Here is a 23156-nt window from a genome sequence, read left to right as displayed (position 1 = left end):
CGATCCAAGGAGCAACCGAGATCAAAGGGGGCCGCCCGTGGCCGAGGTCGAACGGCACACCTACGACGTCGTCGTGATCGGCGCAGGAGGCGCGGGACTGCGCGCGGTCATCGAGGCACGTGAACGCGGTCATTCCGTCGCGGTGGTCTGCAAATCGCTGTTCGGCAAGGCACACACGGTGATGGCGGAGGGCGGCTGCGCGGCCGCCATGGGCAACGCCAACTCCAAGGACTCCTGGCAGGCGCACTACCGGGACACCATGCGCGGCGGCAAGTTCCTCAACAACTGGCGGATGGCCGAGCTGCACGCGCGCGAGGCGCCCGACCGAGTGTGGGAGCTGGAAAGCTATGGCGCGCTGTTCGATCGGACCGAGGACGGCCGGATCAGCCAGCGCAATTTCGGTGGCCACACCTATCCGCGGCTGGCGCACGTGGGGGATCGCACCGGCCTGGAGATCATCCGCACCATGCAACAGAAGATCGTCGCCCTCCAACAGGAGGACTTCGCCGAGACCGGCGACTACGAGGCTCGGATCAAGGTGTTCGCCGAATGCACCATCACCGAGCTCCTGCGGGAGGACGGCCGGATCGCGGGCGCGTTCGGTTACTGGCGCGAATCCGGGCGGTTCATCCTGTTCGACGCGCCCGCGATCGTGATGGCCACAGGTGGGATCGGCAAGTCCTTCAAGGTCACCTCGAACTCGTGGGAGTACACCGGCGACGGGCACGCGCTGGCCCTGCGCGCGGGCGCGAACCTGATCAACATGGAGTTCGTGCAGTTCCACCCGACGGGGATGGTGTGGCCGCCGAGCGTGAAGGGGATCCTCGTGACCGAGGGGGTCCGCGGCGACGGTGGGGTGCTCAAGAACTCCGAGGGCGAACGGTTCATGTTCTCCTACATCCCGCCGGTGTTCAAAGGCCAGTACGCCGAGACCGAGCAGGAGGCGGACGGCTGGCTCACCGATCCGGACAACAACCGCCGCACGCCGGACCTGCTGCCGCGCGACGAGGTGGCCAGGGCGATCAACTCGGAGGTCAAGGCGGGGCGGTCGACGCTGCATGGGGGCGTCTACCTCGACATCGCCTCCCGGATGCCCGCCGACGAGATCGTGCGTCGGCTGCCGTCCATGCACCACCAGTTCAAGGAGCTCGCCGACGTCGACATCACCAAGGAGCCGATGGAGGTCGGGCCGACCTGTCACTACGTGATGGGCGGCATCGAGGTGGACCCCGACAGCGGATCGTCCAGCCTCCCCGGCCTGTTCGCGGCGGGGGAGTGCTCGGGCGGCATGCACGGGTCGAACCGGCTCGGCGGGAACTCGCTGTCGGACCTGTTGGTCTTCGGTCGTCGAGCCGGCCTCGGGGCGTCGGACTACCTGGAGTCGCTCGAGCGCAGGCCGGTGATCGACGAGGCCGACGTGATCGCGGCCGCGGCGATGGCGCTGGCACCGTTCGATCCGCCGGCTGAGGGCGAGGCCGCGGAGAACCCGTACACATTGCACACCGAGCTCCAGCAGACGATGAACGATCTCGTCGGCATCATCCGGACGGATGGCGAGATCCGGGAGGCGCTGGCGAAGCTGGAGGAGATCAGGCGGCGGATCCCCGGCGTCACGGTTGAGGGACACCGGCAGTTCAACCCCGGCTGGCACCTCGCGGTGGACCTACGGAACATGCTGCTGGTCAGCGAGTGCGTCGCGAAGGCGGCGTTGATGCGGACCGAGAGCAGGGGCGGGCACACCAGGGACGACCACCCGGCGATGGACTCGGGGTGGCGGGGCACGTTGTTGGTGTGCAGCGTGGTCGGCGGCGCCGACACCGCTGCGGGCACCGTGGTGCCCGATGTCACGGTCGCGCCCGAACCTCAGCAGCCGATGCGCGCGGACCTGTTGGCGCTGTTCGATCTCGGGGAACTGGCCAAGTACTACACGGACGCCGAACTCGCCGATCACCCGGACTCGGCCCGAATGGGAAGTGAGGGCCCGTCATGACCTACGACGCGAGCTTCAGGGTGTGGCGCGGGGACGTGGACGGCGGTGATCTGCAGGACTATTCGATACCGGTCAACGAGGGTGAGGTGGTCCTCGACATCATCCACCGCTTGCAGGCCACCCAGGCACCGGATCTGGCTGTGCGCTGGAACTGCAAGGCGGGCAAGTGTGGATCGTGCTCGGCGGAGGTCAACGGCAGACCCCGGCTGTTGTGCATGACCAGGATGTCCACGTTCACCGAGGACGAGGTCATCACCGTCACCCCGATGCGGACCTTCCCGGTGATCCGGGACCTGGTCACCGACGTGTCCTTCAACTACCAGAAGGCCAGGGAGATCCCGTCTTTCACGCCGCCTCCGGGGCTGAAGCCGGGGGAGTACCGGATGAAACAGGTGGATGTGGAGCGATCGCAGGAGTTCCGCAAGTGCATCGAGTGCTTCCTGTGCCAGAACACCTGTCACGTGGTGCGCGACCACGAGGAGAACAAGCAGGCCTTCGCCGGACCGCGGTTCCTGATGCGGGTCGCCGAGTTGGAGATGCACCCACTCGATGTCGCCGACCGACGCGACGCCGCGCAGGACGAGCACGGACTGGGCCTGTGCAACATCACCAAGTGCTGTACCGAGGTGTGCCCGGAGAACATCCGCATCACCGACAACGCGTTGATCCCGATGAAGGAACGCGTCGTCGACCGGCGTTATGACCCGATCGTCTGGCTGGGCAACAAACTGTTCCGGCGCGGCGACAGCTGAACCCGGTCGGCGGGCACCATGTTCGACGAGGGAAGGAAGCTCCGATGTCCAACGAGCCGGTTCTCGAGCGCGACGCCAAGGAGTTCGCGGACGCGACGGCGGTGCCGCCGTTCATCTATGAGTTGCCCGTGGCAGAGGGCCGCATGAAATTCGACGAGGTGCAGGCGGGTGACACGGTCGCGCCGCCGGTCGAGACCGAGGACCGGGTGATCCCTGGCGGACCGTCGGGGGCGGTGCCGGTCCGCATCGTTCGGCCGAAGGGCGCGAGCGGGACGCTGCCCGTCATCCAGTACAACCACGGTGCGGGGTGGGTCTTCGGCAACACCCACATCTACGACCGGCTGATCCGTGAGCTGGCGGTGGGCGCTGATGCGGCCGTGGTGTTCCCGAGCTACAGCCTCTCGCCCGAGGCGAAGTATCCGACCGCCATCGAGGAGATCTACGGCACCGCCAGTTGGATAGCCGCACAGGGCGCCGAGGCGGGTCTCGACGCGACCCGCTTCGCGGTGGCGGGCGACAGCGTGGGCGGCAACATGACCATCGCCCTCACCCTGATGGCGAAGGAGCGCGGCGGTCCGGACTTCCGCCAGCAGGTGCTCTTTTATCCGGTGACCGACGCAGGCCAGGACACGGAGTCCTACCGCCAGTTCGCGGACGGCTATTTCCTCACCGCGGGCGCGATGGCCTGGTTCTGGGACCAGTACACGACCGATCCGGGCCAGCGCGCCGAGGTGCTGGCCTCGCCGCTGCGCGCTACCGAGGAGATGGTCGCGGGCCTGCCGCCTGCGTTGGTCATCAACGGGGAGGCCGACGTCCTGCGCGACGAGGGCGAGGCCTACGCCAACAAGCTGCGCGCCGCAGGCGTGGCGGTCACCGCGGTGCGGTTCCAGGGCATGATCCACGACTTCGTCATGCTCAACGCGCTGGCCGACACGCACGCCGCCCGCGCCGCGATGCTGCTCGCGACGACCACGCTGCACCGGGCGTTACACGGGGACTGAGGGTTTCGGCGCCCGTGGGCTCATGGCACCCGGAAGGCCTCGCGGACGAAGTCCGTCGCGTCGGGTAGCGACAACCGCATCGTCCCGAGGTGTCCTGCCGGGTAGGGCCGGAAGGTGAACTGTTCTCCATTGCCGGTCAGGTCCGCGACCAGTTTCAGGGTCAGCGGCGCCGGGACCACCTCGTCCAGCATGCCCTGCCCGATGAAGAACGGGCGGTCGTATCCGCGGGTCGGGATCTCCAGCATCTCGCGCAGCGCGGACAGGATCACCGGGTCGTCCAGTTGCCGGGAGAGCAACTCGCCGATCGAGATCCCCGCGAACGCCTCCGCCGCCTCGGGGTAGCAGAGCGATTCGGCCCGGTCCAGCACCTCGCGGCCGAGCGGGCTGAGGTAGCCGTCGACGTCGATATCGGGGCGGGTGGCCCGCAGCCCGGCCAGCATGTAAGAGATGAACACCGTGGTGCCGGTCAGCGGGAGCTCCGGAAAGGCCGGGCCACCGAGCGGCGCGAGGTTCTCGATGTTCGACGGCACCCCGAGGCCGACGGCGCCGCGGTAGTCGAGTTCAGGGGCGTACGAGGTGGCGAGCGAGGCGGCGACCATCGCGGCCTGGCCGCCCTGAGACTGACCGAGCGCCACCCACTTGCGGGAGAGGGACGGAACGATCGCGCGGGCGGCGCGGACCATGTCGACGACGCTGTAGGCCTGCGATCGGCCGTCGAGATACGGATGGATCCCGGGGGTGCCCAGGCCCACGTAGTCGGTGGCGACCACGGCGTACCCCTGTGTCAGCCAGCGCGTCAGGTATCCGCCGCCGAGCACCCCGGTGGCCGTGGGCGCGCACTCGTCGGCGAGCCCGATCGCGCCGTGCCCCCAGGACACCACCGGCCAGCCGCCGGGCGGGGCCTGGCCCGGCGGGATGAAGACCGCGCCGGTGCTCAGCGCCGGCCTGCCGCCCGGGCCGGTGGACCAGTAGGTCACCAGGTGGGCGTCCGCCGCGTCGGGGATCCAGTACTCACGCACGAGAGGTCCCGACGAGACGACGGTGCCTGGCTGTCCAGCGGGTGCGGCGTGCGCAGGCAGGGTCAGCGTCAGTGCCGCCGCGACGAGCGCCGCGACCAGCATCGCGCCCGCGGAGCGCGCGAAACGCCCCGACGGATGGGTACCGAGATCGAACCGGCCGACCATTCACCCATTGTGGGCGCAATGCGGGCCGCGCGTGGGGAGGGGCGGAAAACAAGCAAGCATGCTTGCTTAGTTCGTTAGGTCCGCTTACAGTGGCGCAAGCTTGCCCGGTGTGATCGCCGTCACGCCGCCCGACTCCGGGTGGGGGTGGCGTCGGTGGTGCCGGCGCCCTCCCGACGACTGATCGGAATGCTTGATGGACAACGGAATTGGCAACTCTCCCACGATTCCCGCGCTGCTCGCGGCCCGGGTCGCGACAGCGCCCGAGGCGACTTTTGTCCACTTCGGTGGTGAGGCGATCAGCTACGCCGAGATCGACGCGCGGTCGGACCGTGTGGCCACCGGGTGGCTGCGTCTGGGTATGGGCCGCGGGGACCGCATCGCCATCGCGGCGACGAACTCGCCTGACTGGATCGTTGCCCACCTCGCCGCGGCGAAGATCGGCGCCGTGCTGGTCACCCTCAACGTCGTCTACCGCGAGCGCGAGTTCACCCACATGCTCACGCAGTCGGGGGCTCGCGCCCTGATCTGCGACGCGGAGTCGAACGGATTCGAGTTCGGGCCGTTTCTCGACCAGCTGCGTCCCGACATCCCGACGGTCGAGCATCTGGTGTTCCTCGGTGGTGACGAGGTTCCTGGTGGAGCGCGATGGTCGGACCTCGCCGCCACCGAGCCCGATCCGGCGCTGCTCGCCTGCGCCGCCGAGGGCGTCCGCCCCGCGGATCCGGCGGTGATCCTCTACACCTCGGGAACGACCGGGACGCCCAAGGGTGCCACCATCACTCACGCCAGCCTGCTCGCCTCGGCCGCTGCCCAGGCGGAGCGGTTCGAGCAGACGGCCGCGGACGTGATCCTCGGCGTCATGCCGTTCAACCATGTCGGCGGGCTGACGTGCACGTTGGGCTCGACCCTGGTCACCGGCGGCGCCATCGCGCTGTTGCCGAGGTTCCACCCGGACCTGGTGGTCGACGCGATGGCCGGTGCCGGGGTGACGATGTTCGTCGGCGTCCCGACCATGTACAAGATGGTGCTCGGCACGGACTCCGTTGCCGGCGTGGACATGTCGAGCGTGCGGTTGTGTGTGGTCGGCGGGTCCAACCTCGAGCCTGCCCTGGCCGAGCAGGTGGCGGCGCGATTCGACGGCGTCCGGATCGCGAACCTCTACGGCATGTCCGAGACATCCGGGGCGTGCGTGATCTCGCCGCCGGGTGACTCGTTGGAGACGGTCGGCCGCAGCATCGGGACCATGACCGGCGACTTCGAGGGCCGTGTCGTCGACGACAGGAACAACCCGCTCGGCCCGGGCGAGGCCGGCGAACTGCAGGTTCGGGGCGGGTGCGTGGCGGCGGGCTACTGGCAGCTGCCGGACGAGTCGGCCGCGACTTTCCACGCCGACGGCTGGCTGGCCACCGGCGACATCGCGTCGATGTCGGAGGACGGGCACGTCACTCTGCTCGGCCGCCAGAAGGAGATGTACGTGCGGGGCGGATACAACGTCTACCCGGCCGAGGTCGAGAATGTGCTGGTCGCGGACCCGACGGTGGCGATGGCTGCGGTGATCGGGGTGCCCGACGAGACCTTCGGCGAGAGCGGGTACGCCTTCGTGGTGCCCGCGCCCGGCGCCACGGTGGACATCGAATCGCTGCTCGAGCGGTGCAGGCTCGCCTTGGCCAAGTACAAGGTGCCCGACGGGGTCGAGGTGGTCGACGGCCTGCCGATGACGCCCGCGGGCAAGATCCGCAAGGTCGCTCTCACGCCGCGGATCTGACCGGGCGGAGGCCTGAGCAGCAGTGGCGGTTGAGGGCGGGCGTCAGCCCGCTCCCAACCGCCACCGAGGGGTCCGACTTACTTCACGCCCGCCTTGATGGTGGCGTCCTGTACCTTCGCGATCTCGATTGCCACTTCGGCCGGAACGCGTTCACCGGTCTTGCTGTTGAATTCGAGGAACGCAAAGGCCCTGCCCTCACCGAAAACCACGACGGTCGTCCCACTCTGGTCATTCAGTATGCCGCCGCCAACACCGACGTCGGCGGGAGAAAAGGTCGCGCCTCCGGCTTCCTGGGACACGGCGTCCTTTGCCGCCGCGACGGCTGCGGCGGCGGTCTCCGAATCCTCGTGCACGATGACAGACGTACTGATTGCCTCAGTGTCCTCACTGTTGCCGAAATTGCCGGTGATGCCGTCCTGCTCCGGCTTGGTGGACACCAATGTCCAGCCGGCGTCGATGTCACTCGGCTCGATGAGCAGGCTCGTGTAGTCGATCGATGCGGGCGACGAGGCCGCGACGCTGGTCGATGCGACCAAGGTGGCGGCGGACGCAGATTCCTCGGCGGAACCGCAGCCGGCGAGTCCGACGGACAGCGCCGCAGCGGCACCGAGCACCGCAACTTTCGATATCTTCATCCGAGGATGATGGCAGGTGCGAAAACCTCGCGCAAACCAGTTATTCCGTTGGTAGTGAAGGGAGTTCGAGCGCGGTACTCGACCGCGAGACGTAACCTAGTCCCGGACCGCCGCGTGCAGCCGGCTGCGCACACCGTCCACGAACAGGCTCAGCCCGTAGTCGAAACGTGCTGTGCCGCTAGTGCTGTCGTAGAGCGGGGATGCGTCCTCGACGAGGGCGCCGTGCGAGTCCATCTGCATGCGGGACTGCTCGTCCATGGTCTGGCCGAGGATGTAGTAGAGCAACGTGTCGGCCGCGAGTTCGGACTCGTCGTCGGGCAGGCCTGCCTCGACGCAGGCGCGGGCGAGGGTGTCCCTGGCGTCGTTGGTGGCCAGCCGCGCCGAGTACGACGCGGCGGCGAGCTCGGCGCCGTCGCGGTGCGCGAGCAGGGCGTCGCGGATCCGGTGCGCGAACGCCGCCAGCCGGGCATCCCAGTCGTGCGCGTCGAGCGGTGCGGAGACCCGGGCGAGCATTTCGTCGGTGATGGCGGCGAGCAGCGTCTGCTTGTTCGGGAAGTGCCAGTAGAGCGCCCCCGGCTGTACGCCGAGCGAGGTGGCCAGCCTGCGCATCGTGAGGTCCCCGAGGCCGTACTCGTCGAGGATGGCGATCGCGCCACCGAGGACGTCACCGCGTCGCAGTTGCACTGTTCGTCATCCCCTGAGTTGTCGTGTGGCGTTTGACACCATTCCACCACGACCCTAACCTGAACGCCGTTCAACTTGCACGGTGTTCAAGTTGCGGAACCGCCGCAGCGTTCAAGTTGCGGCACCGCCGCGGCTTTTCTGCGGCACCGTGTCCAGCCCCCGAGGAGTTGCAGTGACCCAGGCCCCCGCCCGCACAGACATTCTCGCCGTCGCCAGGGAACAGGTCCTCGAGCGCGGTGAGGGACTCACCCAGGAGCAGACGCTCGCCGTGCTGCAGCTGCCGGACGAGAGCCTCGAGGACCTGCTCGGCCTCGCCCACGACGTGCGGATGAAGTGGTGCGGGCCCGAGGTCGAGGTCGAGGGCATCATCAGCCTCAAGACCGGCGGTTGCCCCGAGGACTGCCACTTCTGCTCGCAGTCCGGGCTGTTCGCCTCCCCGGTCCGCGCCGCGTGGCTCGACATCCCGAGCCTGGTCGAGGCCGCCAAGCAGACCGCCAAGTCCGGCGCCACCGAGTTCTGCATCGTCGCCGCCGTCCGCGGACCGGACGAGAAGCTGCTCGCGCAGGTCGCGGCCGGTATCGAGGCCATCCGCAACGAGGTCGACATCCAGATCGCGTGCTCGCTGGGCATGCTCACCCAGGAGCAGGTCGACCAGCTCGCCGCGATGGGTGTGCACCGCTACAACCACAACCTCGAGACCTCCAAGTCGCACTTCCCGAACGTGGTCACCACGCATACCTGGGAGGAGCGCTGGGGCACCCTGAAGATGGTCCGCGAGGCCGGCATGGAGGTCTGCTGCGGCGGCATCCTCGGCATGGGCGAGACCCTCGAGCAGCGCGCGGAGTTCGCCGCCAACCTGGCCGAGCTCGATCCCGACGAGGTGCCGCTGAACTTCCTGAACCCGCGCCCGGGCACCCCCTTCGGTGACCTCGAGGTGCTGCCCGCAAGCGACGCGCTGCGTGCCGTCGCCGCATTCCGGCTGGCGTTGCCGCGCACCATCCTGAGGTTCGCGGGCGGCCGGGAGATCACCCTCGGTGACCTGGGTGCCAAGCAGGGCATCCTGGGCGGAATCAACGCCGTCATCGTCGGTAACTACCTGACCACGCTGGGCCGCCCAGCGGAACAGGACCTCGACCTGCTCGGCGAGCTGCAGATGCCGATCAAGGTTCTCAACGACACCATCTAGGGTTGGATACGTGACGTTCCCTCAAGAGCTGAGCAATGCCGCGCCCGTCGACGAGATCGTCGAGCGCTACAACCCGTTCACCGGTCGACGGGTGGTGCCGGGTTTCGACGACACCATCCCGGCCGCGGCTCAGCTCGGCCTGGAGCCGCCGCGTTTCTGTGAGGACTGCGGCAGGCGGATGATCGTGCAGATCAGTCCCGACGGGTGGTGGGCCAAGTGCTCCCGGCACGGCGTCCTCGACTCCAGCTACCTGGGCCAGCGCTGACCGTGGCCGTCGACAGGTCGGAGATCCGTGCCGCCGCGCGCATTGTGGTGGCGGTGGTCGCGGCCAGTGCGCTCGCCGGGATCGGGTGGGGGCTGCTCGTGCCCGCACAGCATTTCCTGGTGATCTCCGGCGGTCGCGCGGCGTCGCTGACCTCCGAGAGCGGACACCAGTTCGACGCGGTCGCGTTGTTCCTGTGCGCCGGCCTGACCGTGGGCGTGCTGAGCGCGTCGGCGGCCTGGCTGTGGCGTTCGGTGCGTGGTCCGGTCGTGCTGATCGGCCTGCTGATCGGGTCGGCCGTTGGTGCCGCCACCACCGCGGTTGTCGGCCTCGGGGTCGCGGGGCTCCGGTTCCCCGACCTCCCCGACGCCGTCGAGGGGCAGATTGTCCCCGTCTCGCCTGGGCTGGGCACCGCGATGGTGCTCATCCTGCAGCCGTTGGTGGCGGCCTTCGTGTACCTGGTGCTCGCCTCGATGAGCCCGCGCGACGACCTCGGTGCCGCCCCGGCTCCCGACGAGAGTGCACCTGCCGGCGGTCGTCCAGGGTCGATGCCCCAGCAGGTGCACAGTCGGCTGGAGGCCTAGCTCGGCGGTCGCAGGGCGGCGAACTCGTCGGTGACGCGCAGTCGCGACTCGGCGAACCGATAGAGCGCGGGCGGACGACCGCCCGCCTTTCCCGACGGCGCGGTGGTGCCGGTTGGCGTGAGCACCCCGCGGCGGCCGAGCACCCGCTGCAGATTGGTGGCATCCACCTGGTAGCCGAGTGCGGCGCAATAGATCTCGCGCAGGGTCGACATCGCGAACTCGGCAGGGGCAAGGGCGAAGGCGATGTTGGTGTACGACAGCTTCGCCGCCAACCGCGCCCTGGCGTGTGCGACAACGACGCCGTGGTCGAACGACATCTCGGGCAGGGCGGAGACCGGGTGCCAGGCGGTGTCCGGGGGCAGGTGCGGATCGGAGGGCAGGGGGATCAGCCCGAGGAAGGTCGATGCGATCCGCCTGTCGCCGGGGACCCGGGCGGGATCGCTGAACACCGAGAGCTGCTCCAGGTGCGCCACCTCGCGCACGTCGACCTTCTCGGCGAGCTGACGCCGTGCCGAGGTGATCAGGTCCTCGTGGTCGCAGAGCTGTCCGCCGGGCAGCGACCAGGTGCCCTTCTGCGGGTCCAGGGCCCGCTGCCACAGAAGGACCGCCAGTTCGGGGCGGCCGTCGAAGTCGCGAACCTGGAAGACCGCGGTGAGCACTTCGTGGACGGTGCTACGATGGGGCATGTTTTCGATCCTAAGTCGAAAACCCCGAGAATCGAAACCCGCACGTGCGGGGAATCGGATGGCAGATCCGGCGCAGACCGACCGGATCCACGGTGAAGGAGCAAGGCCATGACATCGACGTTGTGGGCAGGTGCGGGTTCGATCACGGACGCACCCGGCGGTTACACAGGTGTGGAGGCCACTCCGGAGTGGGCGGCCGAGGTGCGGCGCCTCGCCAAGGAGCGCGGCGCGACGCTGCTCGCGCACAACTACCAGCTGCCCGCCATCCAGGACGTCGCCGACCACGTCGGCGACTCGCTGGCGCTGTCCCGGATCGCCGCCGAGGCGCCGGAGGACACCATCGTGTTCTGTGGCGTGCACTTCATGGCCGAGACCGCGAAGATCCTCAGCCCGAGCAAGACCGTGCTCATCCCCGACGAGCGCGCCGGTTGCTCGCTGGCCGACTCGATCACCGCGGACGACCTGCGGGCGTGGAAGGCCGACTACCCCGACGCGGTGGTGGTGTCGTACGTGAACACCACGGCCGAGGTGAAGGGCCTGACCGACATCTGCTGCACCTCGTCCAACGCGGTCGACGTGGTGAACTCGATCGACCCCGACCGCGAGGTGCTGTTCCTGCCGGACCAGTTCCTCGGCGCGCACGTCAAGCGGGTCACCGGCCGGACGAACATGCAGATCTGGGCGGGCGAGTGCCACGTGCACGCCGGCATCAACGGTGACGAGCTCACCGCGCAGGCCAAGTCGCACCCTGACGCCGAGCTGTACGTGCACCCGGAGTGTGGCTGCGCCACCTCCGCGCTGTACCTCGCGGGCGAGGGCTTCGTACCCGAGGACAAGGTCAAGATCCTGTCCACCGGCGGCATGCTGGACGCGGCCCGCGCGAGCAAGGCGAAGCAGGTGCTGGTGGCGACCGAGGTCGGCATGCTGCACCAGCTGCGCAAGGCCGCGCCCGAGATCGACTTCCAGGCCGTCAACGACCGCGCCTCCTGCCCGTACATGAAGATGATCACCCCGGCCGCGCTGCTGCGCTGCCTGATCGAGGGCAAGGACGAGGTGCACGTCGACCTGGCCACCGCTGAGCGGGCGCGCAAGTCCGTGCAGCGGATGATCGAGATCGGCAACCCGGGCGGCGGCGAGTAATGACGCCTGCCGGCGAGGCGAGCTGGGAGGCGAACGCCGACCTCGTGGTCGTCGGCGGCGGGGTCGCGGGACTGACCGCGGCCCGCGCCGCCTCGCTGCGCGGCCTGAAGGTGCTCACCGTGAGCAAGGGCGGACCGACCGACACTGCCACGCAGTACGCGCAGGGCGGCATCGCGGTCGTCGGCGACCTGCGCACGGACTCGGTCGACTCCCACGTGGCGGACACCTGTGCGGCGGGCGCCGGGCTGTGCGACGAGGATGCCGTGCGCTCGATCGTCGCGGGCGGCGCCGACGCCGTCGCCGCGCTCACCGACCTCGGTGCGGTCTTCGACCGGGGTCGCGACGGCGCGGTCTCCCGCACCCGCGAGGGCGGGCACAGCACCCGCAGGATCATCCACGCGGGCGGCGACGCCACCGGCGCCGAGGTGCAGCGGGCGCTCAACGCCGCGGGCCTGCCCGTGCTGTTCGGCGCGGCGGCCGCGCGGGTCGTCACCAACGATCGCGGTGTGGTGGGTCTGCTGGTGCTCTCAGACGAGGGGCTCGGCGTGATCCACACGCCGTCGGTGCTGCTTGCCACCGGTGGGCTCGGGCAGCTGTACTCGTGCAGCACCAACCCGCCCGGCGCGACCGCCGACGGCATTGCGCTGGCGCTGGACGCCGGTGCGGCCGTCGCGGACGTCGAGTTCGTGCAGTTCCACCCGACCGTGCTGTTCACCCCCGGCGGCATCGGCCGGCGGCCTCTGATCAGCGAGGCCGTGCGCGGCGAGGGCGCGATCCTGGTGGACGGCAACGGTGACTCGGTGACGGCCGGGGTGCACCCGATGGGGGACCTGGCGCCGCGTGATGTGGTCTCGCGCGCCATCGCGGACCGGATCCGCCGCCTCGGCACCGACCACGTGTACCTCGACGCGCGCGGGCTCGCCGGGTTCGCGGAGCGGTTCCCGACGGTGACCGCCTCCTGCCTGGCCGCGGGGATCGACCCCGCGCACCAGCTCATCCCGGTGGCCCCGGCGGCGCACTACGCGTGCGGCGGGGTGGTGACCGACGTGCACGGGCGCACCGAGGTGTCCGGGCTCTACGCGGCGGGCGAGGTGGCGCGCACCGGTCTGCACGGCGCCAATCGGCTGGCGTCGAACAGCCTGCTCGAGGGGCTCGTGGTCGGGGAGCGGGCAGGCATCGCGGCTGTCGAGCGGTCCGGACTGCCGGTGGAGGTCGGCTCAGCGGACCTGCGGTCGCGGCCGCACGTCGCCCGCGATCGGATGCAGGCGCTGATGACCGCGCACGCCTCGGTGGTCCGGGACGGGGCCGGATTGTCGACGGCGGCAAGCGAACTCGCCGGGTCGGTGCAGCTCGTCCCGGCCGATGCGACGGGTCTCGAGGACGCCGCGCTCACCGTGACGGCCGCCGCCCTGGTGCTGGCGGCCCGCGCACGGACCGAGAGCCGGGGCTGCCACACTCGCAGCGACTTCCCTGAGGCCTCGGAATCGTTGCGCCACAGCATCGAGGTCCGGCTGGGGTCGGACGGCGAACTCGAGCTGCCCGAACTCGTGACGGCCCCGAACTAGAGACAGACGACCCTTGTGACGACTTTCGACAGGAGCACGATGACCACGCTGGCTGACGGCCTGGACCGCGACGAGATCCTCACCCTGGTGCGGGTGGCGCTGGGCGAGGACCTGCGGTACGGCCCCGACATCACCTCGGTGGCGACGGTGCCCGAGGGCGCGGTGGCCAAGGCCTCCGTGGTCTCCAGGGCGGCGGGCACGGTGGCCGGGATCGAGGTGGGCCTGCTGGTGCTCGACGAGGTGGTCGGCGCGGGAAACTACGAGGTGCTGGCACGCGTAGACGACGGTGCCGTCGTGCGGCCGGGGGAGTCGGTGCTGACCGTGCTGGCCCCGACGAGGGACCTGCTCACCGCGGAGCGCACCATGCTCAACCTGATGTGCCACCTGTCCGGGATCGCGACCGCCACCGCGGCCTGGGTGGAGGAGGTGCAGGGCACCGACTGCCGGATCCGCGACAGCCGCAAGACCCTCCCTGGGTTGCGCGCGTTGCAGAAGTACGCGGTCCGGATGGGCGGCGGGGTCAACCACCGGATGGGCCTCGGGGACGCGGCGCTGATCAAGGACAACCACGTCGCGGCGGCGGGCTCGGTGGTCGCCGCGCTGAACGCGGTGCGGTCGGCGGCCCCGGACATCGAGTGCGAGGTCGAGGTGGACAGCCTGGCCCAGCTCGACCAGGTGCTCGCGGAGGATGTCGAGCTGGTGCTGCTGGACAACTTCGCGCTCTGGGAGACGCAGACCGCGGTCCAGCGGCGCAATGCGGTGGCGCCGCGGACCAAGCTCGAGTCCTCCGGCGGGCTCACGCTCGACGTCGCGGCTGACTTCGCCCGGACCGGGGTGGACTATCTCGCGGTCGGTGCGCTGACGCATTCGGTGACGGTGCTGGATCTCGGCCTGGACATGTAGCCGTTTCCTGTCGCCGGGCCGCGCTAGTCTGCAAGAGACCGAACGTGCGACGGATGAAGGAGAACCAGATGAGCTCTCGTCTCAACCCGTACATCAGCTTCGCCGACAACGCGAGGCAGGCCATGGAGTTCTACCAGGGTGTGTTCGGCGGAACCCTGAACCTGAGCACCTTCGGTGAGTTCGGCGCACCGGATGCCCCCGAGGCCAACCTGATCATGCACGGCATGCTGGAGACCCCCGGCGGATACACGCTGATGGGGGCAGACACGCCGCCCGGGATGGAGCACAAGCCCGGGGAGAACATCGCGGTGAGCCTGAGCGGCGACGACGGCGACGAGCTGCGTGGCTACTGGGCGAAGCTGTCCGACGGAGGCACCGTGTCGGTCCCGCTGGAGAAGCAGATGTGGGGCGATGAGTTCGGCATGTGTACCGACAAGTTCGGCATCGGTTGGATGGTCAACATCGGAGCCCCGCAGGCCTGACGGCCTGGCGGCCGTATCGCGGCTAGGCCGTCGCGCCCCGCCGCACCAGCGACAGGAACGCTGCCGCGGCGAAGAACAGGCCGGAGAACACCCGGCCGGTGACCCGCTGCTGTTTCGGTGACCGCATCATCCGCAGCACCCGCGCGGCCAGCCCGGTGTAGCCGGTCATCACCATTACGTCCACGGCGATCATCGTCGCGGCGATGATCGCGTATTGCGGGACCAGGGGTGCTGCCGGGTTCAGGAACTGCGGGAGGACGGCCAGCATGAAGACCACAGCCTTCGGGTTGCTGGCGTTGACCAGGAACCCGCGCGCGACCAGGGCGGCGGCGGAGTGGCGGCGGGTATCGGTCTCCGCGGACACCTCGGTCGGCGCGGCCCGCCACTGCCGGATCCCGAGGTAGACCAGGTAGGCGACGCCGAACCACTTGATGACGGTGAACGCCAGCGCCGAGCTGGCGAGGAGGGCGCCGACCCCGGCCGCGACGATGACCACCTGTAGCAACAGCCCGATCTGCAGGCCGAGGATGTTCCAGTAGCCGCGGCGCAGACCGTGACTGAGGCCGGTGGACATCGACGCGATCGCTCCCGCGCCGGGGGACAGGCTGATCACCCACGCGGCGCCGAAGAACGCGAACCACACCTGCCAGGCCATGAGAACTCCACCTTCACCTACGAGGAGCGGGCGACACGCGACGCGCGTGCCCGCGGTTGGAGCATAGGACGGGGCCGCCACGCGTATCTTGTGGCCATGCCCGCACTGTCTGTCGAGCCCGTAGACCTGGGACCCCGCAGGGTGGCCCGCCGCGTCCTGGTCAATGCCCCCGTGAACGAACTGTTCGGCCTGGTCGCCGACCCGAGACGACATCACGAGTTGGACGGCTCGGGGACCGTGCAGGCCTCCGTCTCGGGGCCCGCCCGACTCGAGCGGGGCGACAAGTTCTCGATGTCGATGCGGATGTACGGCTTCCCCTACCGCATCACCAGCACCGTCACGGCGTTCGAGGACGGCAGGCTGATCGAGTGGCGGCACCCATTCGGGCACCGGTGGCGCTGGGAGTTCGCCGAGGTCTTCTCTGCCGACGCGCCGGTGCCGCAGACACAGGTCACCGAGGTCTTCGACTACACCGGCTCCAAGCTGGCAAAGTCCTTCGAGCTCATCGGGTTTCCCCAGAAGAACGCGAAGGGGATCTCGGAGACGCTCGAGGGTCTGCAGCGGCGATACGCCTGACGGCCGCGGCTAGGAGCCGGTCGGGCTCAGGCAGCTCTGCGGCGGGCTGACCAGCGAACAGAACGCGGGCGCCATCACCGGCCGATAGTCCGCCGGCACGCCGCCGGCGGCGATCAGCTCCCGGTATGCGGCGACGCCGTCGGTTGGCCTGCGGGTCAGCGTCGGGTCGGTCAATGTGTCGACGGTGTAGAGACCGAACCGGGGCCGGTAGGTGCCCCACTCGTAGTTGTCGGTGATCGACCAGTAGTTGTAGCCGATCACGTCGGCGCCCTCGGCCCGCGCCCGGCCGAGCCAGTAGACGTGATCGCGTAGGTGATCCGAGCGGGTGTACCCGTCTGGCCTCGGCGCGCCGTTGTCGGTGGGCATCCCGTTCTCCACCACGTAGATCGGCAGTTCCGGGTACTTGCGCGCGTAGTACATCGCGGCGTGATAGATCCCGTCCGGCTGCGGCCGGATGTCGTAGAAGGCGTCGGACACGGCGGCCGCCGCGGTCAGGTTGTCCAGGGAGACGCCGTAGTAGTAGTCGAGGCCGAGGAAGTCCAGCTTGTCGCGGACCCGGTCGGCGAAGACCGAGTCCACCGCGCCCATCGCGGCGGGGATGTAGGAGACGTTGCTCGAGACGCGGGCGTCGGGGTCGAGGCGGTGGATGGTGTCGTAGATGGCGCGGTGCGCGCCGACCATCCGGTCCAGCATCTGCGGGGCCGCGGGCAGCGAGATGCCGCCGAAGGTCAGCTCCTTCTGCACGAACACCGTCGGCTCGTTGAAGGTGATCCAGTCGGCCCCTGCGCCGGCGTAGCGCTCCACCACCCGCTCGGCGTTGGTCAGCCAGCGGGCCGGCGTGTCCGGGTCGGCCCAGCCGCCGCGGTCGGCGATCCAGCCCGGGTATACCCAGTGGTCGAGGGTGATCATCGGCTTCATGCCGTGCCCGCGGATCTCGTCGATCACGTCGTCGTAGTAGGCGAACTCGGCCTCGTCCCAGCCGTCCGGGGTGGGTTGGACCCGGGCCCATTCGACGGAGAAGCGGAACACGTCGACGCCGAGGGCCGCCGCGCGGGCGATGTCCTCCCGGTAGCGGTGCCGGAAGTCGGGCCCGGAGCCGTATGGGTCGTGGGTCTTGCCCGACGACACGTAGCGCGACCAGTTGCTGTCCGGCGGCGAGCCCTCGGACTGGAAGCCGGAGGTGGCAACGCCCCATTCGAAATCGGCGCCCAGTCCGGCCGGGGCGGCCTGGGCGGGTGATCCGGTGACCAGCGGAGCCGCCGCCACCGCGAGGACGAGGGCGAGGATCCGGGCGATTCGGGTCACGCGTCGCACGGTAGGGCAGCGGGGTCCGCTCGTGGGGTCGTTTCGCCGATGAATTACGTTCGAGGTGTCAACGATTCCGCATCGCTGCGGGCCCGCGGCCACCCATGATGGGGGCCGGACCCGCCGACCCGAGAGGCGCTGCTCGTGAACTCTCCGCTTGCCTTCTTCGACACGACCCCCGACGGATACGTTGCGTTGCCCTTCGCGGTCAGCCGGTGGTCACCGGACATGGCCAGCGGTGTGGCGCTGTGCGGACTTCTCGCCCGTGCGCTCGAAAACGGCCACGGCGGCGACGGATTCGTGCCCACCAGGCTGACGGTCGACCTGTTCCGTCCGGCGCGGACCCGGCCACTGACCACCGCGACCACGACGGTGCGCGAGGGCAAGCGGATCCGGGTCGCCGACGCGGAGCTGCTCCAGGACGGGGAGACGGTCGCGCGCGCGTCCGCGGTCTTCCTTCGCCCGTCGGAGCAGCCGCCCGGCGAGGTCTGGACCCGCGATCGCCGCCCGTCACCGCCGCCGGCTTCGATCGCCCCGCCGACCGACGCGCTCACGCCGCCGTACTTCGGCAGCGATTCGCACCCCGACGGCTGGTCCACCTCGATGTTCGAACATCAGGGTGTCAGCCGTAAACGCATGTGGGCCAGGCATCTTCCGGTGGTGGCCGGGGCGGAGCCGTCGCAGTTCGAGCGGGCCGCGATGGCGGGCGAGCCGACCAGCCTGATGACCAACTGGGGCAGCGAGGGCGTCGGCTTCATCAACGTCGACCTGACCCTCGTGCTGGCCAGGCTGCCCGAGGGGCCCGACGTCGGGATCGAGGCGGACGACCACATCAGCTCCGACGGTCTGGCCGTGGGCACCGCGACGATGTTCGACCGGGGCGGCCCGATCGGTACCTGCGTGGTCAGTGCGCTCTCCAACGCGCGGCGGCAGGTGGACTTCGCGGGCCAGGGCGAATTCGAGATACCCGCGACGAACTAGCTCTTTCTGTCCTCGCCGAGGAACGGCCGGACCAGGTCGAGCGGCAGCGGGAAGATCATCGTCGAGTTGTGCTCGCCGCCGATCTCCCGCAGCGTCTGCAGGTAGCGCAGCTGCAGGGTCGTCGGATTGCGGCTGATGATGTCGGCCGCGAGTGCGAGCTTCTCCGCCGCTTGGAACTCGCCCTCGGCGTTGATGATCTTCGCCCGCCGTTCGCGCTCCGCCTCGGCCTGCCGCGCGATCGCCCGCTGCATGTTCTCGGGGATCTCGACGTCCTTGATCTCGACCGTGGTGACCTTCACGCCCCAGGGTTCGGTCTGCTGGTCGATCACCTTCTGCAGGTCCTCGTTCAACCGTTCCCGCTCGGCGAGCAGGGAGTCGAGCTCGGCCTTGCCCAGGACCGAGCGCAGCGTGGTCTGCGCGATCTGCAGCGTCGCGAGCAGGAAGTCCTCCACCTCGACGATCGCTCTGTCGGCGTCGATCACCCGGAAATACGCGACGGCGGTGACCTTCGCGGGCACGTTGTCGCGGGTGATCACCTCCTGGACGGGGATCTTCAGCGTCACCGTGCGCAGGCCGACGCGCACCATCCGGTCGACCGCCGGGACCAGCAGGACCAGCCCGGGGCCCTTGGAGTCGAGTACCCGGCCCAGCCGGAAGACCACACCGCGCTCGTACTCGCGCAGGATCCGGACCGAGGTGCCGGGGAGAACCAACAGCAGCAGGACGACGATGACGAGAAGGGCGAGAACAGCGGTCACGGCGACCACTCCCACGGTTCGCGGCGGCGCACGGACAGCGTGAGGCCGCGGATCCGCTCGACCACGACGGACTCGCCCTCCGACGGCTCCGGATCCTGCTCGTACCCGAACTCCACCTTGGCGCGCCAGAGCCCGCCCGCCGTCTCCACCTGACCGTGCGATCCGGTCCAGTTCCGGACGACGGCGTTCGTGCCGATCAGCGACTCGGGCCCACTGTGCACGGGCAGGCGCCTCGCGACCAGCGCCTTTCGGCCGGCCAGCGTCATCACGCCGAGCCCGACCACCGCGACACCCACCGTCACCGGGACCGCGATCACCGACCCGGCGCCATCGGCGGCGAACAGCATCCACACGCCCGCGGCGGACAGGAGCGCGCCCGCGGCTCCGAGGATCCCCGCGGTCGGGGTATGGGCCTCGACCACGATCAGCAGGATGCCCACCGCCAGCGCGAACAGGCCCAACGCGATCATTTCCACTCCCGCGATCAACGTTCGAAGGGGGCCCGGTCGCTCGCATAGCCACTTCGCGGCCGAACCCTCGACTCCACGGTAATCCGGTACACGCGCCGCGGCCACCGGCTGTGTGACCCGCCCAGCGACCCCCGCCTTGACCTGCTGACCTGCGGTCGGGATTGTTACGTCCTCGTAAATGTGTTCTGGATCACGTACCATGATTCAACTGCCTTTGAACTTTCGGCAGTGGTAGTTAGGCGCAATGCCGGGAGCTCACATGACTGCGAACACATCGCCGTCGGGGCGGTCCGTCCGCCGGGCACGATCGACGCGATCCCCACGGATCGCGGTCGCCGCGGAGCCGCGGTTCATCGCCGGTGCCAGCCTCCGGTCCAGGATCCTGGCCGAGTCCATCCGATTCACCGTCAAGCCCGCGCTCGAGGTGTGGGCCCGCTGGCCGAGTCCCCTGTGGCCCGCGGGCGCATTGGACCTCGCGGCCAGGATCGTTCCGCCGGGCCGGGGAGTGGGCCGACGCCGGATCCGCCTCGAGCACTGTGGCGCCGAATGGCTCCAGGCCCGCGACGCGATGCGCGACGCGGTGGTGCTGTACCTGCATGGAGGCGGCTTCCTCACGTGTGGGTTGAACACCCACCGGAACCTGGTCTCACGGATCTCCGGCGCGGCAGGCGTGCCGGTGCTCGCTGTCGACTACAGGATGCTGCCCAAGCATCCGATCGACGCGGCCATCGCGGACGGCGTCGCAGGGTACCGGTGGTTGCTGGAGCAGGGATTCGAGGGCAAGCGGATCGTCATCGCGGGCGACTCCGCCGGCGGATACCTGACCTTCGCGACCGCCATCGCGATCGCCGAACTGGGCCTGCCCACCCCGGCCGGGCTCGTCGCGCTCTCGCCGCTCACTGATATCGATCCGTCGACCAAGCTGGCGCACCCGGCAGCCGACGGCTGCCCGTTGATCCCGCGCTCGGTCCTGCTCGCACTCGCGGACGTGGCGGCCGCGAGGGCGGGCGCGAACTCGCGAACCTCCCCGGTGAACGGGGTGCTGGCGGGGTTGCCGCCGGTGCTGATCCACGTCGGCTCGACCGAGATCCTCTACCCGGATGCGGAGCTGATGGCGCAGCGCCTGGGGGCGGCCGGGGTATCGGTGACCTTGGAGGTCTGGGATCGTCAGGTGCACGTCTTCCACGCGGCCGCCGGTCTGATCCCGGAGGCGGAGCGGGCGATCGCCAGGGTCGGCGAGTTCATCCGCACCTGCACACCCGCCGCCGAGGCCCCTGCCCTCACCGCCGTCTGAACGGTGCGCTCGCGCTGGCCGGCCCGCGGCGCCGTCCTGATCGCCGGGGCACTGCCGCTGGTCGCCTTCCCCGCACCGGGTCTCGATCTCCTGGCCTGGGTGGCGCTGGTACCGGTCCTGCTCCTGCTTGGCACTGCGGACACCCCGCGCGAGGCGGCGCTGCGCGGATGGCTCGCGGGTGTCGGGTTCCTGGCCGCGACGCAGTACTGGCTGGCGCCGAACCTGGTCTACTTCTTCCCCTTCGCGATCGGTCTGCTCGCGCTGCTGTGGACCGGGTGGGGGATCCTGGCGCGAGCCCTGCTGCGCGGCGCCGAGACACCGGCGCGGGCGGCCCTGGCCGTGGTCGGAGTGCCCGCCGGCTGGGTGCTGATCGAGACCGTGCGGTCCTGGCACTGGCTCGGCGGGCCGTGGTCGCTGTTCGGTTCGACGCAGTGGCGTAGGCCGAGCGTGCTGGCACTCGCGTCGGTCGGCGGGGTCTGGCTGGTGGGCTTCGCCGTGGTCGCGGCCAATGTCGGGCTCGCGATCCTTCTCGTCGGCCGCGGAACGGCGCGGTATGTCGGCGCGGCGGCCGCCCTCGTGGCGGTCGCCGCCGGTCCGCTCTGGTCCGCGACACGACCCGAGTTGCCCCATGCCCCGGCCGTGCCCGTGGCGCTCGTGCAACCGGGGATCGTGCACGACGACCTGCAGATCCGCCAGGAAGAGCTGACCCGCGGGCTGAGCCGCCCGGTGCATCTCGTGGTGTGGGGAGAGAGCAGTGTCGGCGAGGACCTCACCGCCCGGCCCGACGTGCTCGATCGGCTCACCGCGCTGTCGGGCTCCGTCGGGGCCGAGCTGCTGGTCAACGTCGATGCGCGGGTCGCAGGCAGCGGAGCCATCGCGAAGACGTCGACCCTGATCGGCCGGGACGGGATCGAGGCCGAGTACCGGAAGACCCGGCTGGTGCCGTTCGGCGAGTACGTGCCGTTCCGCGACCAGCTCGGGTGGCTCACCCGGGTCACCGCTGCGGCGGGCCAGAACCGTGAGGCCGGCGAGAAGTTGGTGGTGATGGACGTCGACGGTCTGGCGATCGGGCCGCTGATCTCGTTCGAGCAGACCTTCCCGGACCTGGCCCGCGCACAGGCGAGGAATGGCGCCGCGCTCCTGGTCTACCAGTCGTCGACCGCGACCTTCCAGGGCAGCTGGGCGCCCGCACAGCTCGCGAGCTTCGGTGCGCTGCGGGCCGCCGAGACCGGACGCCCGGTGGCCGCGGCCGCGCTCACCGGCGTCTCCGCGGCCTTCGACGCCCGGGGCAACCGGCTCGCGTGGATGCCGGCCGCCGAGAGCGGCGTGCTGATCGTCGACGTGCCGATGGCGGGGGAGGACACCGTGTTCGACCGCTTCGGGAACTGGGTGCCCGCATCGTGCGCGCTCATCGTCGCGCTGCTGGCTGTCGGTGCTCTCGCTGGACGGAGATCGTCGCGTCAACCGTCGAAGTAGGCCTCGCCGACGACGAACATCCCTCGCTGTGGGATCCAGAAGTCGCCCAGGTGTGCTTGTTCGGGCAGCGGCCCCGGCGGTCCGAGATCGACCCCGTCGATGGTCGCCCGGCTTTCGTCGATGGTCCACAGCATCCGGGGGTTCGCCCGGAATCGCTGGCCGTTGGCGGAGTTGCCGGTCAGCCGGACCTGGCCGACCCCGAGTGCGGGTCCGGCCACGCGCCCCATCAGCGAGAGGACGGCATCGCTTCGCCACAGCGCCGCGGGCATCAGCCGACCGAGGCCCGTCATCGCGGTCGTCGCCGCCGATTTTCCCAGCTCGAGTTCCCACACGAGCCTGTCGTCCACCGTGACCGTGAAGGCGGCCGGACCGGTCCACCTCACCGAGATGTCCGCGGTCCGCGCGTCCTCGGTGGCGGAGCCGAAGTATCGGGCGCAGCTGACCTCGGGCCGAACGCTGCTGTAGATCGTCCACTCGCCCGCGGGGTCCCGATGCCACACCGAGTCGTAGCCTGCGCCGACCGAACTGGCAGGGAAATGCCGCAGCGCAAGGCAGTGTCCGCTGGCGAACGGCGCCCCCATCACCCCGTAGCCCGCGAATCGTTCCCGGCCGTCATCCGGGGGCAATGCCGTGTTCTGTTCTGCGATCGATCGCGCGTCGTGAGTCATGGTCGATCCTCTCCACGAACCGCCTTGTCAGCGTACGCGCAGCGGTGTCCGCGCACGGCCGGCGACGAACGAAACCCGCGGTCGCGGCGGCCAGCGGAAAATGGCGTGGACCTATCCTGAATAATCAGTACAAACCCATTCCTCTGAAGGGACC

Annotated in this window: 24 protein-coding genes; 15 read left to right on the top strand and 9 right to left on the bottom strand. The window is 69.7% G+C overall.

Annotated elements, in window-relative coordinates; genetic code table 11:
* Window positions 1-37 precede the first annotated feature (37 nt).
* From C8K38_RS26160 to C8K38_RS26150, 3 genes are read left to right on the top strand one after another with little or no spacing between them, the layout of a single operon-like run.
* Entirely contained in the window at window positions 38-1990 is a 1953-nt protein-coding gene (locus tag C8K38_RS26160; protein ID WP_097214338.1) for a fumarate reductase/succinate dehydrogenase flavoprotein subunit, read from the top strand.
* Window positions 1987-2742 (top strand): succinate dehydrogenase/fumarate reductase iron-sulfur subunit, encoded by a 756-nt coding sequence (locus tag C8K38_RS26155; RefSeq protein ID WP_097214337.1) that lies wholly within the window; start codon window positions 1987-1989, stop codon window positions 2740-2742. Before C8K38_RS26160 ends, C8K38_RS26155 begins: the two co-directional genes overlap by 4 nt.
* A gap of 44 nt (window positions 2743-2786) precedes the next feature.
* Entirely contained in the window at window positions 2787-3743 is a 957-nt protein-coding gene (locus tag C8K38_RS26150; protein WP_097214336.1) for an alpha/beta hydrolase, read from the top strand.
* A gap of 20 nt (window positions 3744-3763) precedes the next feature.
* Here the strand turns inward: C8K38_RS26150 and C8K38_RS26145 are convergent, their stop codons facing one another.
* On the bottom strand, window positions 3764-4864 hold the full coding sequence (locus C8K38_RS26145) for a lipase family protein (RefSeq protein WP_097214356.1): 1101 nt from the start codon (window positions 4862-4864) through the stop codon (window positions 3764-3766).
* A 256-nt stretch (window positions 4865-5120) separates the two neighbouring features.
* On the opposite strand from C8K38_RS26145, the gene C8K38_RS26140 reads away from it, so the two are divergent.
* Window positions 5121-6692, top strand: a complete 1572-nt coding sequence (locus C8K38_RS26140; RefSeq protein ID WP_097214335.1) for a class I adenylate-forming enzyme family protein — start codon at window positions 5121-5123, stop codon at window positions 6690-6692.
* Between the two features lie 77 nt (window positions 6693-6769).
* On the opposite strand, the gene C8K38_RS26135 is transcribed toward C8K38_RS26140, so the two are convergent.
* Window positions 6770-7306 carry a hypothetical protein gene (locus C8K38_RS26135; RefSeq protein WP_097214334.1) on the bottom strand — a complete coding sequence of 179 codons (537 nt, stop codon included), beginning with the start codon at window positions 7304-7306 and terminating at the stop codon, window positions 6770-6772.
* Window positions 7307-7423: 117 nt separating this feature from the next.
* Entirely contained in the window at window positions 7424-8011 is a 588-nt protein-coding gene (locus tag C8K38_RS26130) for a TetR/AcrR family transcriptional regulator C-terminal domain-containing protein (RefSeq protein ID WP_097214333.1), read from the bottom strand.
* Window positions 8012-8183: 172 nt separating this feature from the next.
* Here C8K38_RS26130 and bioB point away from each other — a divergent pair, with 172 nt between their 5' ends.
* The 3 genes from bioB to C8K38_RS26115 are packed head-to-tail and all read left to right on the top strand — an operon-like array spanning window position 8184 to window position 10043.
* Window positions 8184-9197, top strand: a complete 1014-nt coding sequence (bioB, locus tag C8K38_RS26125) for a biotin synthase BioB (protein ID WP_097214332.1) — start codon at window positions 8184-8186, stop codon at window positions 9195-9197.
* A gap of 10 nt (window positions 9198-9207) precedes the next feature.
* Entirely contained in the window at window positions 9208-9462 is a 255-nt protein-coding gene (bsaP, locus tag C8K38_RS26120; RefSeq protein WP_077041885.1) for a biotin synthase auxiliary protein BsaP, read from the top strand.
* A gap of 2 nt (window positions 9463-9464) precedes the next feature.
* Window positions 9465-10043: a DUF2567 domain-containing protein gene (locus tag C8K38_RS26115; protein ID WP_257017847.1), complete on the top strand. Its 579-nt coding sequence runs from the start codon at window positions 9465-9467 to the stop codon at window positions 10041-10043.
* Here the strand turns inward: C8K38_RS26115 and C8K38_RS26110 are convergent.
* The gene (locus C8K38_RS26110) at window positions 10040-10729 is read right to left on the bottom strand and encodes an NUDIX hydrolase (protein ID WP_097214331.1); all 690 of its coding nucleotides are present in this window, start codon (window positions 10727-10729) and stop codon (window positions 10040-10042) included. The genes C8K38_RS26115 and C8K38_RS26110 overlap by 4 nt on opposite strands.
* Before the next feature lie 108 nt (window positions 10730-10837).
* Here C8K38_RS26110 and nadA point away from each other — a divergent pair, with 108 nt between their 5' ends.
* From nadA to C8K38_RS26090, 4 genes are all read left to right on the top strand, one after another.
* Complete coding sequence (gene nadA, locus C8K38_RS26105) at window positions 10838-11869, top strand: quinolinate synthase NadA (RefSeq protein ID WP_077041882.1); 1032 nt, start codon at window positions 10838-10840, stop codon at window positions 11867-11869.
* Entirely contained in the window at window positions 11869-13434 is a 1566-nt protein-coding gene (locus C8K38_RS26100; protein ID WP_097214330.1) for an L-aspartate oxidase, read from the top strand. Before nadA ends, C8K38_RS26100 begins: the two co-directional genes overlap by 1 nt.
* 39 nt (window positions 13435-13473) lie before the next feature.
* Window positions 13474-14337, top strand: coding sequence for a carboxylating nicotinate-nucleotide diphosphorylase (gene nadC, locus C8K38_RS26095; RefSeq protein WP_097214329.1), 864 nt, complete (start codon window positions 13474-13476; stop codon window positions 14335-14337).
* 68 nt (window positions 14338-14405) lie between these two features.
* Entirely contained in the window at window positions 14406-14819 is a 414-nt protein-coding gene (locus C8K38_RS26090) for a VOC family protein (RefSeq protein WP_097214353.1), read from the top strand.
* A 22-nt stretch (window positions 14820-14841) separates the two neighbouring features.
* Here the strand turns inward: C8K38_RS26090 and rhtB are convergent, their stop codons facing one another.
* A complete protein-coding gene (gene rhtB / locus C8K38_RS26085) occupies window positions 14842-15474 on the bottom strand; it encodes a homoserine/homoserine lactone efflux protein (protein WP_097214328.1) in 633 nt (210 codons plus the stop codon).
* Window positions 15475-15579: 105 nt separating this feature from the next.
* On the opposite strand from rhtB, the gene C8K38_RS26080 reads away from it, so the two are divergent.
* The gene (locus C8K38_RS26080; protein WP_097214352.1) at window positions 15580-16050 is read left to right on the top strand and encodes an SRPBCC family protein; all 471 of its coding nucleotides are present in this window, start codon (window positions 15580-15582) and stop codon (window positions 16048-16050) included.
* 9 nt (window positions 16051-16059) lie between these two features.
* Here the strand turns inward: C8K38_RS26080 and C8K38_RS26075 are convergent, their stop codons facing one another.
* Complete coding sequence (locus tag C8K38_RS26075) at window positions 16060-17301, bottom strand: glycoside hydrolase family 1 protein (protein ID WP_257017850.1); 1242 nt, start codon at window positions 17299-17301, stop codon at window positions 16060-16062.
* Window positions 17302-17499: 198 nt separating this feature from the next.
* Between C8K38_RS26075 and C8K38_RS26070 the strand changes: the two genes are divergently transcribed.
* Complete coding sequence (locus C8K38_RS26070; protein WP_179800723.1) at window positions 17500-18336, top strand: acyl-CoA thioesterase domain-containing protein; 837 nt, start codon at window positions 17500-17502, stop codon at window positions 18334-18336.
* Here C8K38_RS26070 and C8K38_RS26065 read toward each other — a convergent pair.
* Both C8K38_RS26065 and C8K38_RS26060 read right to left on the bottom strand, forming a co-directional pair.
* Window positions 18333-19094: a slipin family protein gene (locus tag C8K38_RS26065; RefSeq protein WP_097214349.1), complete on the bottom strand. Its 762-nt coding sequence runs from the start codon at window positions 19092-19094 to the stop codon at window positions 18333-18335. The two genes, C8K38_RS26070 and C8K38_RS26065, sit on opposite strands and share 4 nt — an antisense overlap.
* On the bottom strand, window positions 19091-19564 hold the full coding sequence (locus C8K38_RS26060; RefSeq protein WP_097214327.1) for an NfeD family protein: 474 nt from the start codon (window positions 19562-19564) through the stop codon (window positions 19091-19093). The genes C8K38_RS26065 and C8K38_RS26060 overlap by 4 nt, the downstream gene beginning before the upstream one ends.
* A 259-nt stretch (window positions 19565-19823) precedes the next feature.
* Between C8K38_RS26060 and C8K38_RS26055 the strand changes: the two genes are divergently transcribed.
* A complete protein-coding gene (locus C8K38_RS26055; RefSeq protein ID WP_097214326.1) occupies window positions 19824-20858 on the top strand; it encodes an alpha/beta hydrolase in 1035 nt (344 codons plus the stop codon).
* 3 nt (window positions 20859-20861) lie between these two features.
* Window positions 20862-22334 (top strand): apolipoprotein N-acyltransferase, encoded by a 1473-nt coding sequence (lnt, locus tag C8K38_RS26050; protein ID WP_097214325.1) that lies wholly within the window; start codon window positions 20862-20864, stop codon window positions 22332-22334.
* On the opposite strand, the gene C8K38_RS26045 is transcribed toward lnt, so the two are convergent.
* Window positions 22319-23002: a hypothetical protein gene (locus tag C8K38_RS26045; RefSeq protein WP_097214324.1), complete on the bottom strand. Its 684-nt coding sequence runs from the start codon at window positions 23000-23002 to the stop codon at window positions 22319-22321. The genes lnt and C8K38_RS26045 overlap by 16 nt on opposite strands.
* Between the last annotated feature and the right edge of the window lie 154 nt (window positions 23003-23156).

The organism is Rhodococcus sp. OK611 (assembly GCF_003050885.1).
Taxonomy (GTDB): Bacteria; Actinomycetota; Actinomycetes; order Mycobacteriales; family Mycobacteriaceae; genus Rhodococcus_G; species Rhodococcus_G oryzae.
The sequence above is the reverse complement of the archived record's forward strand: the minus strand, read 5'-3'. Positions and strand labels throughout refer to the sequence as shown.